This is a genomic window from Micromonospora sediminicola, assembly GCF_900089585.1.
Lineage (GTDB): Bacteria > Actinomycetota > Actinomycetes > Mycobacteriales > Micromonosporaceae > Micromonospora > Micromonospora sediminicola.
In genome coordinates, this window is the sequence record NZ_FLRH01000003.1 from 173,847 (window position 1) to 189,391 (window position 15,545).

Genomic DNA, 15,545 nt, shown 5'->3' on the forward strand with positions numbered 1-15,545 from the left:
CATAGTTGCCGACGGCGTATTTCGTACCGTGAGTGATCAACCCGGCCGGAGCGGCCAGCGGGGAGATCAGACCCGGAAGGCGGTGGACGTGTCAACACACCGACGTGCCTGGAAGCATCGGGCCGGTGTGGTCGTAGCGCTGGTCTTCGGCGCCCTGCTCGCCGTCCCCGCCACACCCGCCCTCGCGGCCAGCGTCAGCGTGTCGCCCGGATCGGTCACGGTCAACGCCGGCAGCGACACGACGGTCAGCGTTCAGGTCACGCCGGAGGGTGAGGACCAGAGCGCCCAGATCAGCGTGACCGGCTTGCCGTCCGGCGTCAGTTGCGCCTCCGGATGCGGCCAGATCAATTTCGCCCCCGGTAATCCCCGGCCGAAGATCCAGCTTCTCACCATCCGCGCCAACGACAGCGCGCAGGACGCCAACACCTCCGTCACCGTGCAGGTGCAGCCCGACAAGTCCGACCCGGCGACCGGCAACTTCCAGTTGGCGGTCAAGGGCAAGGCCGCACCGCCGCAGCAGCCGCAGACCGTGAAGACGGTCTCCGGCAAGGTGGTCAACTCCGACGGGGAGCCGATCTCCGGCGCGCTCGTCATGCTGCGCGACAGTTCCGGCAACCAGCGCCAGACGACCACGAACGGCAGCGGCAACTTCAGCTTCAGCGGCTCCTCCTCGAACCCGATCCTGCCGGGCCGGATCGACCTCGGCGCGTCCATCCAGGGCGCCGCGCCGAGCGCCAAGTCGATCAACGCGGCCGCCGGCCAGTCCGTGACCGGTCTCCGGCTCGGCATCGCGGTCAAGGCCTCGGCGAGCCCGAGCGCCACCCCGTCGGCCAGCGAGTCGGCCCTCCCGTCCGAGGAGCCGACCGAGGACGAGGTCACCGACACCCCGGCCACCGAGGCGCCCGCCGCCCAGCAGCCGACCGCGAACGAGGACTCCGGCGGCTTCAGCTCCTGGCTGCTGATCCTGCTCGGCGGGCTGTTCGTGGCCGTCGGCGTGGGCACCATCGTGCTGCTCTACATGCGGCGCAAGAACGACGACGGTGACGGCGACGGCGACGGCCCGGGTGGGCCGACCGGTCCCGGCGGTCCGGGTGGGGCCGCCATGGCCGGCGCGGTTCCCGCGGCCCGGGGCGCCTACCGGGGCGCCGACGACCAGACCCGCGTGGTCAACGGCATGGGCGCCGGGCCCGCTCCGACGGCGGTCGGCGGCGCGGCGATCAGCGACGCTCCCACCATGCTGCAGCGGCCGGTCGTGGACGACGTCCCGCCGGACCCGTACGGCGCACCGCCCGGACCCGCCTACGGCGTCGGGGCGGGGCAGGGTGGCTACGGCTACGGCGACGAGGCGCCCGGGCAGGGCGGCTACGGCGGGGCCAACGGCTACGGCAACGCGCCCTCCTCGGGCGGCGGCTACGGCAACGGCCCGTCCTCCGGTGCCGGCTACGCCGCCGGCGCCGGTGCCTACCCGCCGGCCCAGGGCGGCGGCTACGGCAACGAGCGTTTCGACGAGCCCACCGGCCGTTACACCGGTGACAGCACCCAGTACGCGCCGCCGGCCGACCCGTACCCGACCAGCACCTACCAGCCGGAGCAGGGTCGGGGTTACGACCAGGCCGGCCCGAGCCAGTACGGCCGCGGCCCGGAGCAGGGCGACGGCTACGGCGCCGGTGGCGGTTACGGCGCCGCGTCGGGCGGCTACGACAACGGTCCGGCCGGGAGCTACGACAACGGCCGTCAGCAGGGCGGATACGGCGACGTACCCACCGGCGGCTACACCGGCGCTCCGGGCGGCTACGGCGATGCCCCGGCGGGCGGTTACGGCGACGACCCGGGTTACGCCGGCCGACCGGCGGGCGGCTACGGCGCCGCCCCGGTGAGCGGTCACGGCGCCGCCCCGACCGGTGGTCACGGCACCGCCTCGGTGGGCGGCTACGGCGACGCCCCGACCGGCGGTTACGACAAGGCCCCCGCCGGCGGCTACGAGGGTGGCCGAACCCCGGGCGGCTACGGTGACGCGCCGGCCGGCGGCTACGGTGACGCGCCGGCCGGCGGCTACGGCGACAACCCCGCCGGCGGCTACGGCGACAACCCGGGCGGCGGCTACGACGGCCGGCAGCAGGGCGGCTACGAGAGCGGCCCGGCCGGCGGCGGTTACGGCTCCGGCTACGACGGCGGCCACCAGCAGGGCGGTTACGACCAGCAGGGCGGCTACGACCAGCGCGGCGGATACGGCGACGGCTACGGCCAGCAGGGCGGCTACGGCCAGGAGCCGCCGCAGCAGCGCGGTGGCGGCTACGACAACCAGGGCGGCTACCACAACGACCCGGCCCAGGCCGGTCGCGCCCGCCCGGACGGCGCGTCGGAGCGGGGCGGTCGTCGCCTCGACTGGCTGGACGACTGACCCGCACCCCGCACGACCGACAGTGGCCGCCCGCTCCGCGGGCGGCCACTGTCGTCAGTCCCGCTGCCACGCCCGACCAGTCGCCGATCTTGGAGTTGTGGCACCTACCAAACCGGGCCAGATCCGCCATCCTGGGCACCACAACCCCAAGATCGACGGGAACGCGGGGCGGGGCGAGCGGGCGTGGGGATCAGGCGGGGGCGAAGAAGTTCTGGCGGAGCACCGGTACGACGTCGGAGACGCCGACCTCGGTGGCCACCGCGACGTCCCCGGCGAAGCCGCCCTCGGCCAGTTCCCGGCCGGAGACGCAACCCCGGACCGCCGCCGGCACGTCCGGGGTGCTGGCCAGCGCGGCCAGCGCCATCGCCGCCTCCACCGAAAGCCCACCGGGCACGCCGGCCAGGGCGTCCAGCACGCAGGCGGCCCCGAGCTGGTCCTCCACACAGGGGCGCAGTGACCCGTCGGGCCAGCGTTCCCCGGCGGCCACCACGCCGATCGGGGCGTCGTTCGTGCCGTACCCCTGATCGCGCAGCCATCGCCCGACGGCGCGCGCGTTACGCAGGCATGCCGCGACCACCGGGATGCCGGTGGCGCTCGCCGCGGCGCTGATCGCCGAGCCGTTGGGCGACGGCAGCACCAGGTCGGCGACGACCGGTGCGGTCTGCAGCGCCGCCGGGGAGAGCGACCACGGATGTTCCGCTGTCGTCCTCCGGCGGCCCACCGCGGCGACCGCGCCGACCCGGCGGGCGTACTCGGCGGCCTGCTCGCCCCAGGGGAACGGGTGCACCCGCATACCGCGGCTCACCGCCACCTCCACGGTGGTGGTGAACGAGAGCACGTCCACCACCACCAGGGCGGCGCAGACCCGGCCGAGTTCCGCGGCCCCGGTCAGTCCCCAGTCGAACCGGGCACCGGCACCGGGTTGGGCGAAGACCGCCAGGGCCAGGGCCTCAGCGCTGGTCCGGCGCGGATCGCTGGCCCGGCTCATCGGAGGCCGTGTCGGTGTCGTCCGGCGCGGCCGCCGGGGCGACGCCCTCCGGGTCGTCCGTCGACGTGCGGTCGCCCTCGACGGTCGAGCCGCCGTCGGTCGGGGACCCGGCAGCCGCCGTCACCTGCCGCGACGGGTCGTCCGCCGCAGCGGACCCGGTCCCGTCCTCGGCCGGAGTCGACCCGCTCGGCGCGGTGACGGCTCCCGCCAGGGCTTCCGCGCCCGGCGACGGGGCGGCCGTCTCCGGGCCGTGCTCGGCGATCGGCTCGGCGGCGACCTGCGCCGGGTCCACCCCGACCGGCTGCTCGGCGGTCGCCGGCAGCACGGTGGTGGTGCCGGTACGGGTCGCGGCCACCTCCACCCGGGGCGCCTCCGCGTCACCGAAGAGGCGCGGCAGCGTGGCGGCGTGCGCCTCGCGCAGCTCGTCCAGGCCGATCCGGAACTGGCCGTGCACCTCCAGGACGCCGCCGGTCGGGTCGGTCACGCCGATGAACTCCCACGGCACCCCGCGCTCGCCGCAGAGGGCGGTGAACGCCTTCTCGTGACCGCGCGGCACCGACACCAGCACCCGGCCGGCGGACTCGCTGAACAGGAACACGAACGGCATCGAGCCGTCGGCGAAGTGCTCCGGGAGCGCGATCCGGGCTCCGACGCCCCGACGCAGGCTCGACTCGACCAGGCTCTGCGCCAGGCCGCCGTCGGAGAGGTCGTGCGCCGAGCTGAGGTGCCCGACCCGCGCCGCCTCGGCCAGCAGCTCGGCGAGCTGCCGCTCGCGGGCCAGGTCGACCTGCGGCGGGATGCCGCCGAGGTGCTCGTGGGTCACCCAGGCCCACTCCGAGCCGGACAGCTCGACGTGCGTCTCGCCGAGCAGGAAGAGCTGGTCGTGGTCCCCGGCCGGCCGCGGCACGAAGCCCATCGGCACCCGCTCGGCGACGTCGTCCAGCACGCCCAGTACGCCGACCACCGGGGTGGGGTGGATGGCCGCCGCGCCGGTCTGGTTGTAGAAGCTGACGTTGCCGCCGGTGACCGGGATGCCCAGCTCCAGGCAGCCGTCCGCCAGGCCGCGCACGGCCTCGGCGAACTGCCACATCACGCCCGGGTCCTCCGGCGAGCCGAAGTTGAGGCAGTTGGTCACCGCGATCGGCTTCGCGCCGGTCACCGCCACGTTCCGGTACGCCTCGGCGAGCGCCAGCTTCGTCCCCTGGTACGGGTCGAGGCGCGCGTACCGGCCGTTGCCGTCGACTGAGAGGGCGACGCCGAGGCCGCTGCGCTCGTCGATCCGGATCACGCCGGAGTCCTCCGGCTGGGCGAGCACGGTGTTGCCCAGCACGTAGCGGTCGTACTGCTCGGTCACCCAGGTCTTGTCGGCCAGGTTGGGCGACGCGATCATGCGCAGCACGGTCTCCCGCAGCGCGTCCGGGGTGCTCGGTCGGGGCAGCGTCTCGGCCCGGTCCGCCTGGAGCAGGATCAGGTCGGCCGGCTCCCGCATCGGCCGGGCGTAGACCGGACCGTCGTCGACCAGCGAGCCCGGGGGCACGTCGACCACGAGCTGGTCACGCCAGGTGATGACCAGGCGGCCCGGCTGGCCGTCCGGCGACGGCGCGGTGACCTCGCCGATGGCGGTGGCCCAGACGCCCCACTTCTCGGCGGTCTTGAGCACCGCCTCCAGCTTCTCCGGCGTGACGACCAGCAGCATCCGCTCCTGGGACTCGCTGGCCAGGATCTCGTGCGGCTCCATCGAGGGCTCCCGCAGCGGGACCCGCTCCAGCCAGACCCGCATGCCGGTGCCGGCGGAGGCGGCGGTCTCGGTGAGGGCGCAGGTCAGGCCGGCGCCGCCGAGGTCCTGGATGCCGACGACCAGCTCGGCGTCGTACAGCTCCAGGCACGCCTCGATGAGCAGCTTCTCCATGAACGGGTCGCCCACCTGCACGGACGGGCGACGCTGCTCGCTGCCCTCGTCGAAGGTGGCGCTGGCCAGCACGGACACGCCGCCGATGCCGTCGCGGCCGGTCTTGGCGCCCATCAGCACCACGACGTTGCCGGGGCCGGTGGCGTCCTTCTTCTGCAGCCGGTCGACCGGCAGCACGCCCAGGCAGAGCGCGTTGACCAGCGGGTTGCCCTGGTAGCAGGGGTCGAAGACCACCTCGCCGCCGATGTTGGGCAGGCCGAGGCAGTTGCCGTAGCCGCCGACGCCGGCGACCACGCCGGGCAGCACCCGGGCGGTGTCCGGGTGGTCGGCCGCGCCGAAGCGCAGCGGGTCCATCACGGCCACCGGGCGGGCGCCCATGGCGAGGATGTCGCGGACGATGCCGCCGACGCCGGTCGCCGCGCCCTGGTAGGGCTCGACGAAGCTCGGGTGGTTGTGCGACTCGACCTTGAAGGTCACGGCCAGCTCGTCGGAGACCCGGACCACGCCGGCGTTCTCCCCGATGCCGGCCAGCAGCCGGTCGCTCGGCGGCGCCTTCTCACCGAACTGGCGCAGGTGCACCTTGCTCGACTTGTAGGAGCAGTGCTCGCTCCACATGATCGAGTACATGGCCAGTTCGGCCTGGGTGGGGCGCCGGCCGAGGATGTGCCGGATCCGGTCGTACTCGTCGTCGCGGAGGCCCAGCTCGGCGTACGGCTGGAGTTCCTCCGGCGTGCCGGTGGCCCGGGGGACGGTGTCCACGCCGGGCGCCCAGTCGTCGGTCGGGCCGGCCTGGGGCACGACGCCCTGCGGCCCGCGCAGGGTCGGGTCCGGATGGGTGGTCATGACGTCTCCTTGCTGCGCTCGCCGGCGCTCGCGCTCCTCGCGCTCACGCGGGCGCTCCCACCAGGTGCTTGAGCACCGAGGTGAAGAAGCCGAGGCCGTCCAGCGAGGGGCCGGTGAGCGCCTCCACCGCGTGCTCGGGGTGCGGCATGATGCCGACCACGTTGCCGGCCTCGTTGGTGATCGCGGCGATGTCGCGCTGCGATCCGTTGGGGTTGCCGCCGACGTACCGGGCCACGACGCGGCCCTCGGCCTCCAGCCGGTCCAGCGTCGCCGGGTCGGCGACGTAGCAGCCCTCGCCGTTCTTGACCGGGATCAGCACCTCCTGCCCCGGCTGGAACGCGTTGGTCCAGGCGGTGCCGGTGGCCTCGATCCGGAGGACCTGGTCCCGGTTGCGGAAGTGCAGGTGCTGGTTGCGGGTGAGCGCGCCGGGCAGCAGGTGGGCCTCGCAGAGGATCTGGAAGCCGTTGCAGATGCCGAGCACCGGCAGGCCACCACGGGCGGCCTCGACGACCGTCTCCATCACCGGGGCGAACCGGGCGATGGCGCCGCAGCGCAGGTAGTCGCCGTAGGAGAAGCCGCCGGGCAGGACGACGGCGTCCACCCCGTGCAGGTCCGGGTCGCCGTGCCAGAGCCGGACCGGCTCGGCGCCGGCGATCCGGACGGCCCGGGCCGCGTCCCCGTCGTCGAGCGAGCCGGGGAACGTCACCACACCGACCCGGGCGGTCACGAGTGCGCGCCCGCGGTCTCGTCGGCGTCGACCACGCGGACCGTGAAGTCCTCGATGACCGGGTTGGCGAGCAGTTTGTCGGCGATCTCGCGGGCCCGGTCCAGGTCCGGTTCGCCGGTGAACTCGATCTCGATCCGCCTGCCGATCCGGACGGAGGCGACGTCACTGACGCCGAGCCGGGGCAGCGCGTTTGCGACGGCCTGGCCCTGCGGATCGAGGATCTCGGGCTTGAGCATGACGTCGACGACGACGCGAGGCACTGGGCACTCCTGACTGTGTACGCAGTTGGGTGCCGGCCCACAAACGGGCGAGCGCAGCCAGCCTACCTGGCAGATATCGCCCCGCCCGCACCGGCCGGGGACAGTTCGGGCGGTGATTGGCGGGACCGACCGCCCGGGCCGGAGACCGTTGCGCGTTCGTTGCGGCGTCGATACGGATTTGTTGCCCAACCCCAAGGTCAACAGCCGTCCAGAACGCCTTTCACCAGGCATTCTGCCCTCAATGACGGGGCGACGGGACCGGTTTCCGACAGCCGGTCCGACACGCCGTCGAGACGGCCACAGTCATCGGCATATCTCGATTCACGTCTTGTGACAGAGCGCGGCACGCCCGTAGCATGCATCGTCAGACGTCGATGCCATTGATCGACGCACCTCGCCGGGCCACCCGTCCGGCGGGCCCCGACCGGCCCGGCAACCCCGGGCGTCCGCGCAGAAGGAGCCCCGACATGCGCCTCCGTCCCCTGCTCGCCGTGCTGACCACCACGCTGGCCGGCGTCCTGGCCACCGCGTCCGGCGCCACCGCCGCGCCGGCCGGGCCGCAGCCGATCATCGGCGGCGGCACCGTCTCGTCCGCCCCCTGGGCCGCGGCCGTCTTCAGCAACGGCTCGTTCACCTGCTCCGGCAGTGTGATCGCGTCCCAGTGGGTGCTCACCGCCCGGCACTGCGTCAGCGGCACCATGTCGGTCCGGGTCGGCAGCGTCTACTACGCCTCCGGCGGCGTCACCCGCACCGTGAGCGCCTCCTACACCCGCTACGACCTGGCCCTGCTGCGCCTGTCCAGCGCGGTCAGCACCTCCGCCGTGACGCTGGCCAGCAGCAACCCGCCGGTCGGCTCGACCAACTCGATCTACGGCTGGGGCATGACCTGCTACAGCGGCTGCGGCGCGTCGCCCCAGCTCAAGACCGCGAGCGTACGGGTGACCAGCACCAGCGTCACCGACGCGTACGGCGGGCAGGCGATCCGGAGCACCCGGATCAACGGCAACGCCTGGCGGGGCGACTCGGGCGGCCCGCAGTTCTACAACGGCCGGCAGGTCGGCGTGGCCTCCACGGCCGACGGCTCCAGCATCCAGAACTACGGCAGTGTCGCGTACAACCGGTCCTGGATCACCTCGGTGGCCGGTGTCTGACCGATGACGCCGTTGCGGCGCGGATGGGTCGGGAGCCGCCCGACCGTCCGCGCCGCGCCGTTTTGCAGCATCCGGTCAGGTGAACACCTGTCGCGAACCACCCGGCCGGTGCCTGACAGCATCGGAACCGTGCTGGTCGTGACGACGGATCAACTGCCCGGCTACGAGATCCGCCAGATCCTCGGCGAAGTGGTCTCCTCGATGGCGAGGACCCGCAACCCGTACCGCGAGGGGGTCAAGAACCTGCGCGGTGGCGCCTACGACCCGATGGCGCCGGACAACCTCACCCGCTGGCGCACCGACTCGGTGGCCCGGCTGGGCGAGGAGGCGCAGCGGCTCGGCGCGAACGCGGTGATCGGGATGCGCTTCGACAGCCGCGACTGCGGCGAGATGTGGATGGAGATCTGCGCCTACGGCACGGCGGTGATCGTCGCGCCCAAGATGCCCGACGTCATGCCGCCGGACCAGCCGATGATCGCGGCCGAGACCGCCCACGACCCGGAGATCGCCTCCGCGCCCGGCGGCATCGCCGAACCCGCGAGCGCCCCCAACCTGAGTTCCGCCGCCGAAACCCCCACCGGCACCTGACCCACCCGTCCGCCGCGTCGATCATGAAGTTGACGGCAGGAACGATCTCCCTGAGTGCCGCCAACTTCATGATCGACGGGAAAGGGCGGGGCGGTCAGAGGATGGGGGGTGGGGAGTAGGTGGCGGCGTGGGGGTGGGTTTCGACGATCTTGGTGATTCTCGCGGTCACGCGGGTGACCTGGTCGGGGGCGGCGCCGACGAAGGCGTTGCGGTCGGCGACCAGGGAGTCGATCTCGGCCCGGGTCAGACCCAGGCGGCCGTCGGCGGCGAGGCGGTCGAACAGGTCGTTCTCGGCCGCGCCCTTCTCCCGCATGGCCAGCGCGACGGCGACCGCGTGCTCCTTGATCACCTCGTGCGCGACCTCCCGGCCCACCCCCCGGCGTACGGCCGCGACCAGGATCTTCGTGGTGGCGAGGAACGGCAGGAACCGCTCCAGCTCCCGGTTGATCACCGCCGGGTACGGGCCGAACTCGTCCAGCACGGTGAGGAACGTCTGGAACAGGCCGTCGGCGGCGAAGAACGCGTCCGGCAGCGCCACCCGGCGCACCACCGAGCAGGAGACGTCCCCCTCGTTCCACTGGTCACCGGCCAGCTCGCCGACCATCGACAGGTAACCCCGGATGATCACCGCGAAGCCGTTGACCCGCTCCGACGAGCGGGTGTTCATCTTGTGCGGCATCGCGCTGGACCCGACCTGGCCCGGCTTGAAGCCCTCGGTGACCAGCTCCTGGCCCACCATCAGCCGGATCGTGGTGGCCAGCGACGACGGCGCTGCGGCCACCTGGGCCAGCGCGGAGAGCACGTCGAAGTCCAGCGAGCGCGGGTAGACCTGGCCGACGCTGTCCAGCACCCGGGCGAACCCGAGGTGCCCGGCCACCCGCTGCTCCAGCTCGGCGACCTTGCCGGCGTCGCCGTCGAACAGGTCGAGCTGGTCGGCGGCGGTGCCCACCGGCCCCTTGATCCCCCGCAGCGGGTAGCGGCCGATCAGATCCTCCAGCCGCTCGTACGCGATCAGCAGCTCCTCCGCCGCCGACGCGAAGCGCTTGCCGAGCGTGGTGGCCTGCGCGGCGACGTTGTGCGACCGGCCGGTCATCACCAGCGCGGAATACTCGCCCGCGTGCCAGCCGAGCCGGGCCAGCGTGGCGACCACCCGGTCCCGGATCAGCTCCAGCGAGGCGCGGATCTGGAGCTGCTCGACGTTCTCGGTCAGGTCGCGGGAGGTCATCCCCTTGTGCACGTGCTCGTGCCCGGCGAGCGCGCTGAACTCCTCGATCCGGGCCTTCACGTCGTGCCGGGTGACCCGCTCGCGCGCCGCGATCGAGGCCAGGTCGACGTCGTCGACCACCCGCTCGTACGCCTCGACCACCCCGTCCGGCACCGGCACGCCGAGGTCACGCTGGGCCCTGAGCACCGCCAGCCAGAGCCGGCGCTCCATCCGGACCTTCTCCTCCGGCGACCAGAGGGCGACCAGCTCGGGTGAGGCGTACCGGTTGGCGAGCACGTTCGGGATCGTCGTCACGGCGCCCATTCTCCCGCACCCGCAGGGGTGCTCAGGGCGCCGGGTGCTCGGCCAGGATGTGGAACAGCGCGTCGGCCGCCTCCGCCTCGGAGGCGTACCGCCGCCACAGCCGGTACCGGCCGCGCTCGTAGGGGCCGATCTCCCAACCGCCGTCACCGGGCCGGAGGAACCAGAAGTCGGGCGGGACCGGTTGGTACTCGTGCGCGTCCGCCAGCTGGAAGGCGTCGGGTGACACCCCCGCGGCCAGCAGTGCGGTCCGCAACTCGTACCGGTCCACGCCCGACCTCCGATCGGCTCAGCAGATCTGCGACGACTGCGCCCACCCGGTCGGGTCGGTGCAGAGGCCGTCCAGGTACTCCTCCACGAGGAACCCGTGGTCGAGCAGCCACTGCACGTTCACCGGGTCCGACGCCTGCGGGAAGTAGGCCTGGTTCAACTCGAACTGGGTGCCCATGCCGGGCTGGGCGAACCAGGGCGCGATCGGCCCGGAGTCCACCGGGAACGGCTTGACCACGCAGTACGTGTGGTAGTTGGCCAGCGGGGCGAGCGGCGTGGTGGCCGGCGGCGTCGGCGGGGTGTTCAGACTCTGCGGCGCCAGTGAGCGCGAGCTGAACGGGGTGCCGAGCGGCGCCAGGAAGGCGCCGGTCGGGTTGCCGAAGCGGTCCACCCGGTAGCCGGGCAGCAGGACCTGCCGGGCCTTGATCGGCGCGCCGTGCGGGTCCAGGACGAAGCCGTCCTCCGGCGGGAAGAGCAGGGTGGTCGGTCCGCTGGTCCAGTTCTTCAGCCATTCGGCCTCGGTCTGCGCGCCGAGCCGTTGGTAGCCGGCGAGCAGCGGCCCGACCGGCGACGCGGTGGGCAGGTTGAGCGGCCCGAGCAGCCGGTTGTTGTCGTAGAACTCGGTGGTCTGCGGGGCGGTCGGCGGAACCCTGGGCGCGCAGAGGCTCGGGGTGACCGGCCCGGGTTGCGGACCGGCCGGCGTGACACCGGCGGCCCGTTCGTCGACCACCGTGGCGGTCTGGGCCAGCGCCGCCGAGGGCCCGAGGGCGGACAGCGCGGGCCCGGGGGCCAGCGTCAGGGCCGCGCCGGAGAGCGCGGCCAACAACCAACGGCGAGTTTTCACCGTGAACCTCCTGTGATGGCGTGGATCCGTCACCGCCATCCTGAGAGGCTTTCATCATTAAAATGAGTTTTTATCCGGTTCACTACCTGTTCGGGCGATCGTCACGCTTCCACCTGCGGCGTGGGAGAAGTTCACCGTCGACGGCTGATCCGTTCCCGACGCACGACGCCCGCCCGGCCCGAGCCGGGCGGGCGTCGCCCGTTCAGCGCTCCAGGATGGCGGTCACGCCCTGCCCGCCGGCCGCGCAGATGGAGATCAGGCCGCGCCCGCTCCCCTTGGCGTCGAGCAGCTTGGCCAGCGTGGCGACGATCCGGCCGCCGGTGGCGGCGAACGGGTGCCCGGCCGCCAGCGACGAGCCGTTGACGTTGAGCTTGTCCCGGTCGATCGAGCCGAGCGGCGCGTCCAGGCCGAGGCGCTCCTTGCAGAACTCCGGCGACTCCCAGGCCGCGAGGGTGGCCAGCACCTGCGACGCGAACGCCTCGTGGATCTCGTAGAAGTCGAAGTCCTGAAGCGTCAGCCCGGCCCGGGACAGCATCCGGGGCACCGCGTAGGCGGGGGCCATCAGCAGCCCCTCGTCGCCGTGCACGAAGTCGACGGCGGCCGTCTCGGACCAGGAGAACCAGGCCAGTACCGGCAGGTTGTGCTCCCGCGCCCACTCCTCCGAGGCGAGCAGCACGGTCGACGCGCCGTCGGTGAGCGGGGACGAGTTGCCGGCGGTCATGGTGGCCCGCTCGGCGTCCGGGCCCTTGGCGCCGAAGACCGGCTTGAGCGAGCCGAGCTTCTCCGCGCTGGTGTCCGCGCGGAGGTTCTGGTCGCGGGTCAACCCCAGGTAGGGGGTCATCAGGTCGTCGAAGAACCCCTTGTCGTACGCGGCCGCGAGCCGCTGGTGCGACCGGAGCGCCAACTCGTCCTGGGCGGCCCGGTCGATGTTCCAGCGCAGCGCCGTGCGGGCGGCGTGCTCACCCATGGACAGCCCGGTACGCGGCTCGGCGTTGCGCGGGATCTCCGGCTTGAACGGCTGGAGCGGGCGCAGCTTCGCCGCGATCCTGAGCCGTTCGCCGAGGGTCCGGGCCGAGTTGAGCTGGATCAGCGTGCGGCGCATGTCCTCGTTGACCGCGAGCGGCGCGTCGGAGGTGGTGTCGACGCCACCGGCGATGCCGGCGTCGATCTGCCCGAGGGCGATCTTGTTGGCGACCAGGATGGCGGCCTCCAGTCCGGTGCCGCAGGCCTGCTGGACGTCGTACGCCGGGGTGTGCGGGTCGAGGCGGGAGCCGAGCACCACCTCCCGGGTGAGGTTGAAGTCCCGGGAGTGCTTGAGCACCGCGCCGGCCACCACCTCGCCGAGCCGTTCGCCGGCCAGCCCGAACCGGGCGACCAGCCCGTCGAGCGCCGCGCCCAGCATGTCCGCGTTCGACGCGTGCGCGTAGCGCGAGTTGGACCGGGCGAAGGGGATGCGGTTGCCGCCGATCACCGCGACCCGCCGGACACTCTGCACGATCGGCCTCCTCGAAGCTGTTGCCCGAACCCTACTCGCCAGTAGGCTACGCCTATGACCGACAGGTACGCGAGCTTCGTCCAGACGGGGGCCGGTCGCGCGCTGGTCAAGCGCCTCGGGCTGCCCGACCCGCCCCGACTGCGCCGGCACACGCCGGGCGACCCGCTCGTTCCCGGGCCGGTCCTGCTCGGCTCCTCGACCGGCGGCCGGCTCGCCGAGCCGGCCGGCAAGATCCTGGCCGCCGCCGGGGTCGAGCTGACCGACCCGGCCGCCACCACCGCCGACAGCCGTTTCGCCGCCCTGGTGTACGACGCCAGCGGCATCACCGACTCCGCCGAGCTGCGCCAGCTCTACGACTTCTTCCACCCGCAGGCCCGATCGGTGCTGCCCAGCGGCCGGGTGATCGTGCTGGGCACGCCGCCGGACGAGTGCGGCTCACCCCGGGAGGCGACCGCCCAGCGCGCCCTGGAAGGGCTGACCCGCAGCATCGGCAAGGAGTTCGGCCGGGGTGTCACCGCCCAGCTCGTGTACGTCACCCGCGACGGCGACGCCGGCACCCCGGTGAGCCTGGAGTCCACCCTGCGCTTCCTGCTCTCCGGCCGCTCCGCGTACGTCTCGGGCCAGGTGATCCGGGTCGGCGCCGGCGCCGCCGCCGCGCCGGCCGACTGGAATCGGCCGCTGGACGGGCAGGTCGTGCTGGTCACCGGCGCGGCCCGGGGCATCGGCGCGGCGCTGGCGACGGTGCTCGCCCGGGACGGCGCGCAGGTGGTGGCGCTGGACATCCCGGCGGCCGGCGACGAACTGGCGGCGGTGGCCAACGGAATCGGCGGCAGCGCGGTGCAGCTCGACCTGACCGCGCCGGACGCGCCGGCCCGGCTGGCCGAGCACCTGGCGTCCCGGCACGGCCGGGTCGACGTGGTGGTGCACAACGCCGGTATCACCCGGGACAAGACGCTCGGCCGGATGGACGCCGACCGGTGGGACTCGGTGATCGACGTGAACCTGTCCAGCCAGGAGCGGATCAACGACGTGCTGCTGGAGCGCGACCTGATCCCGGCCGGCGGCCGGATCGTGTCGGTCTCCTCGATCGCCGGGATCGCCGGCAACCGGGGGCAGACCAACTACGCGACCAGCAAGGCCGGCGTGATCGGCCTGGTCGACTCGCTCTCCCCGGTGCTGCGCGAGCGCGGGATCAGCCTGAACGCGGTCGCGCCCGGGTTCATCGAGACCCGGTTGACCGCGCGCATCCCGCTGATGATCCGCGAGGCGGGGCGGCGGATGAACAGCCTGGCCCAGGGCGGCCTGCCGGTGGACGTGGCCGAGACGATCGGCTGGCTCTCCTGGCCGGCGACCGGCGCGGTCAGCGGCAACGTGGTCCGGGTCTGCGGCCAGAGCCTGCTGGGGGCGTGATGGCGTCCCGCGACCACGAGCCCGACGACCTCACCCTGCACGACCTGATCGAGGGCCCCACCCAGGACCTCACCTCCGCCCGGTCGGCCCTGGCCGCGCGCACTCCCCAGGCCGAGGCGACCCAGGACCTCTCCGCACTCGTCCCACCCCGCCCCGTCGATCATGAGGTTGACGGCACTTCCGGAGATCCACAACGCCGCCAACTTCATGATCGACCGGGTGGGAGCCCGGGTGGGAGCCCGGGTGGGAGCCCGGGTGGGGGGCAGGGGGAGCGGGCGCGTGTCGAGCTGGGGCGGCTGCCGGGGGCGGGGGCGCTCTATCGGCGGGCCCTGCTGGGGGCGCTGCCCGGCACGGGTCGTCGGCGGGGGCGAAAGCTGCCCGCTCTGGAGCTGAGTGTGGCCGGGGTGACGGTGGACCGGGCGCACCTGGCCGACTACGACCGGGTCTGCGGTTTCCGGCTGGCCGACCGGCTGCCGGCGACGTACCTGCACGTGCTCGGGTTTCCGCTGTCACTGCGGCTGATGACCGCCGCCGACTTCCCGATCCCGCTCACCGGCGTGGTGCACGTGGCCAACCGGATCACCGTGGCCCGCCCCGTCCGGGTGGGCGAGAGCGTCGACTTCCGCACGTACGCGGAGAACCTGCGCCCGCACGAACGCGGCCGGCAGCTCGACGTGGTGCTGGTCGGCTCGGTCGACGGCGAGGAGGTGTGGCGGGGGGTGTCGACGTACCTCGGGAAGGAGCGCGCGGCCGGCGGCGGCCCGCGGCGCGACCGGGGCGACCGGCCCGCGCCGCCGGCCTTCTCCGCGCAGTGGCGGGTGACGCCCCGGGTCGGCACGGACTACGCGCGCGTCTCCGGCGATCACAACCCGATCCACACCTCGAAGCTGGGCGCGCGACTGTTCGGTTTCCCGCGTCCGATCGCGCACGGCATGTGGAGCAAGGCCCGCTGCCTGGCGGCGTTGGAGAGTCGGCTGCCCGACGCGTACACCGTGGATGTGGCGTTCAAGCTGCCGGTGCCGCTGCCGTCCACTGTGGCGTTCGGTGCGACCGCCGGCGGCGCGGGCTGGGACTTCGGGCTGCACGGCGCACGGGACGGACGGCCGCACCTGGTCGGCACCGTCCGCTGAGGAA

The 15,545-nt window shown here is 73.4% G+C and carries 13 protein-coding genes; 5 read left to right on the plus strand and 8 right to left on the minus strand.

Annotated features, from left to right (window positions below):
* The first annotated feature begins 127 nt into the window (after positions 1-127).
* Positions 128-2,401, plus strand: a complete 2,274-nt coding sequence (locus GA0070622_RS01295) for a carboxypeptidase-like regulatory domain-containing protein (protein ID WP_245666093.1) — start codon at positions 128-130, stop codon at positions 2,399-2,401.
* Between the two features lie 190 nt (positions 2,402-2,591).
* Here GA0070622_RS01295 and GA0070622_RS01300 read toward each other — a convergent pair whose 3' ends face one another.
* Genes GA0070622_RS01300 through purS form a run of 4 tightly spaced genes read right to left on the minus strand, consistent with a single transcriptional unit; the run spans position 2,592 to position 7,128 of the window.
* Positions 2,592-3,389, minus strand: a complete 798-nt coding sequence (locus GA0070622_RS01300) for a 2-phosphosulfolactate phosphatase (protein WP_176558749.1) — start codon at positions 3,387-3,389, stop codon at positions 2,592-2,594.
* Positions 3,352-6,141 (minus strand): phosphoribosylformylglycinamidine synthase subunit PurL, encoded by a 2,790-nt coding sequence (gene purL, locus GA0070622_RS01305; RefSeq protein ID WP_245666094.1) that lies wholly within the window; start codon positions 6,139-6,141, stop codon positions 3,352-3,354. Before purL ends, GA0070622_RS01300 begins: the two co-directional genes overlap by 38 nt.
* A 43-nt stretch (positions 6,142-6,184) precedes the next feature.
* Positions 6,185-6,868, minus strand: coding sequence for a phosphoribosylformylglycinamidine synthase subunit PurQ (purQ, locus tag GA0070622_RS01310; protein WP_091565722.1), 684 nt, complete (start codon positions 6,866-6,868; stop codon positions 6,185-6,187).
* Complete coding sequence (gene purS / locus GA0070622_RS01315; RefSeq protein ID WP_091565725.1) at positions 6,865-7,128, minus strand: phosphoribosylformylglycinamidine synthase subunit PurS; 264 nt, start codon at positions 7,126-7,128, stop codon at positions 6,865-6,867. Before purS ends, purQ begins: the two co-directional genes overlap by 4 nt.
* 467 nt (positions 7,129-7,595) lie before the next feature.
* Here purS and GA0070622_RS01320 point away from each other — a divergent pair, with 467 nt between their 5' ends.
* Positions 7,596-8,279: a S1 family peptidase gene (locus tag GA0070622_RS01320; protein WP_091565730.1), complete on the plus strand. Its 684-nt coding sequence runs from the start codon at positions 7,596-7,598 to the stop codon at positions 8,277-8,279.
* Positions 8,280-8,282: 3 nt separating this feature from the next.
* Positions 8,283-8,867, plus strand: coding sequence for a YbjQ family protein (locus GA0070622_RS01325; RefSeq protein ID WP_176558750.1), 585 nt, complete (start codon positions 8,283-8,285; stop codon positions 8,865-8,867).
* Between the two features lie 94 nt (positions 8,868-8,961).
* Here GA0070622_RS01325 and purB read toward each other — a convergent pair whose 3' ends face one another.
* The 4 genes from purB to GA0070622_RS01345 form a co-directional block, all read right to left on the minus strand.
* The gene (purB, locus tag GA0070622_RS01330) at positions 8,962-10,386 is read right to left on the minus strand and encodes an adenylosuccinate lyase (protein ID WP_091576727.1); all 1,425 of its coding nucleotides are present in this window, start codon (positions 10,384-10,386) and stop codon (positions 8,962-8,964) included.
* Between the two features lie 31 nt (positions 10,387-10,417).
* Complete coding sequence (locus GA0070622_RS01335; protein ID WP_091565735.1) at positions 10,418-10,663, minus strand: hypothetical protein; 246 nt, start codon at positions 10,661-10,663, stop codon at positions 10,418-10,420.
* Positions 10,664-10,681: 18 nt separating this feature from the next.
* Positions 10,682-11,506, minus strand: coding sequence for a TNT domain-containing protein (locus tag GA0070622_RS01340; protein ID WP_176710402.1), 825 nt, complete (start codon positions 11,504-11,506; stop codon positions 10,682-10,684).
* Positions 11,507-11,708: 202 nt separating this feature from the next.
* Positions 11,709-13,001: an acetyl-CoA C-acetyltransferase gene (locus GA0070622_RS01345; RefSeq protein ID WP_091565742.1), complete on the minus strand. Its 1,293-nt coding sequence runs from the start codon at positions 12,999-13,001 to the stop codon at positions 11,709-11,711.
* Between the two features lie 54 nt (positions 13,002-13,055).
* Here GA0070622_RS01345 and GA0070622_RS01350 point away from each other — a divergent pair, with 54 nt between their 5' ends.
* Both GA0070622_RS01350 and GA0070622_RS01355 read left to right on the plus strand, forming a co-directional pair.
* Positions 13,056-14,411 carry a 3-oxoacyl-ACP reductase gene (locus GA0070622_RS01350; RefSeq protein WP_091565747.1) on the plus strand — a complete coding sequence of 452 codons (1,356 nt, stop codon included), beginning with the start codon at positions 13,056-13,058 and terminating at the stop codon, positions 14,409-14,411.
* The gene (locus tag GA0070622_RS01355; RefSeq protein WP_245666497.1) at positions 14,411-15,541 is read left to right on the plus strand and encodes a MaoC/PaaZ C-terminal domain-containing protein; all 1,131 of its coding nucleotides are present in this window, start codon (positions 14,411-14,413) and stop codon (positions 15,539-15,541) included. The genes GA0070622_RS01350 and GA0070622_RS01355 overlap by 1 nt, the downstream gene beginning before the upstream one ends.
* Positions 15,542-15,545 lie beyond the last annotated feature (4 nt).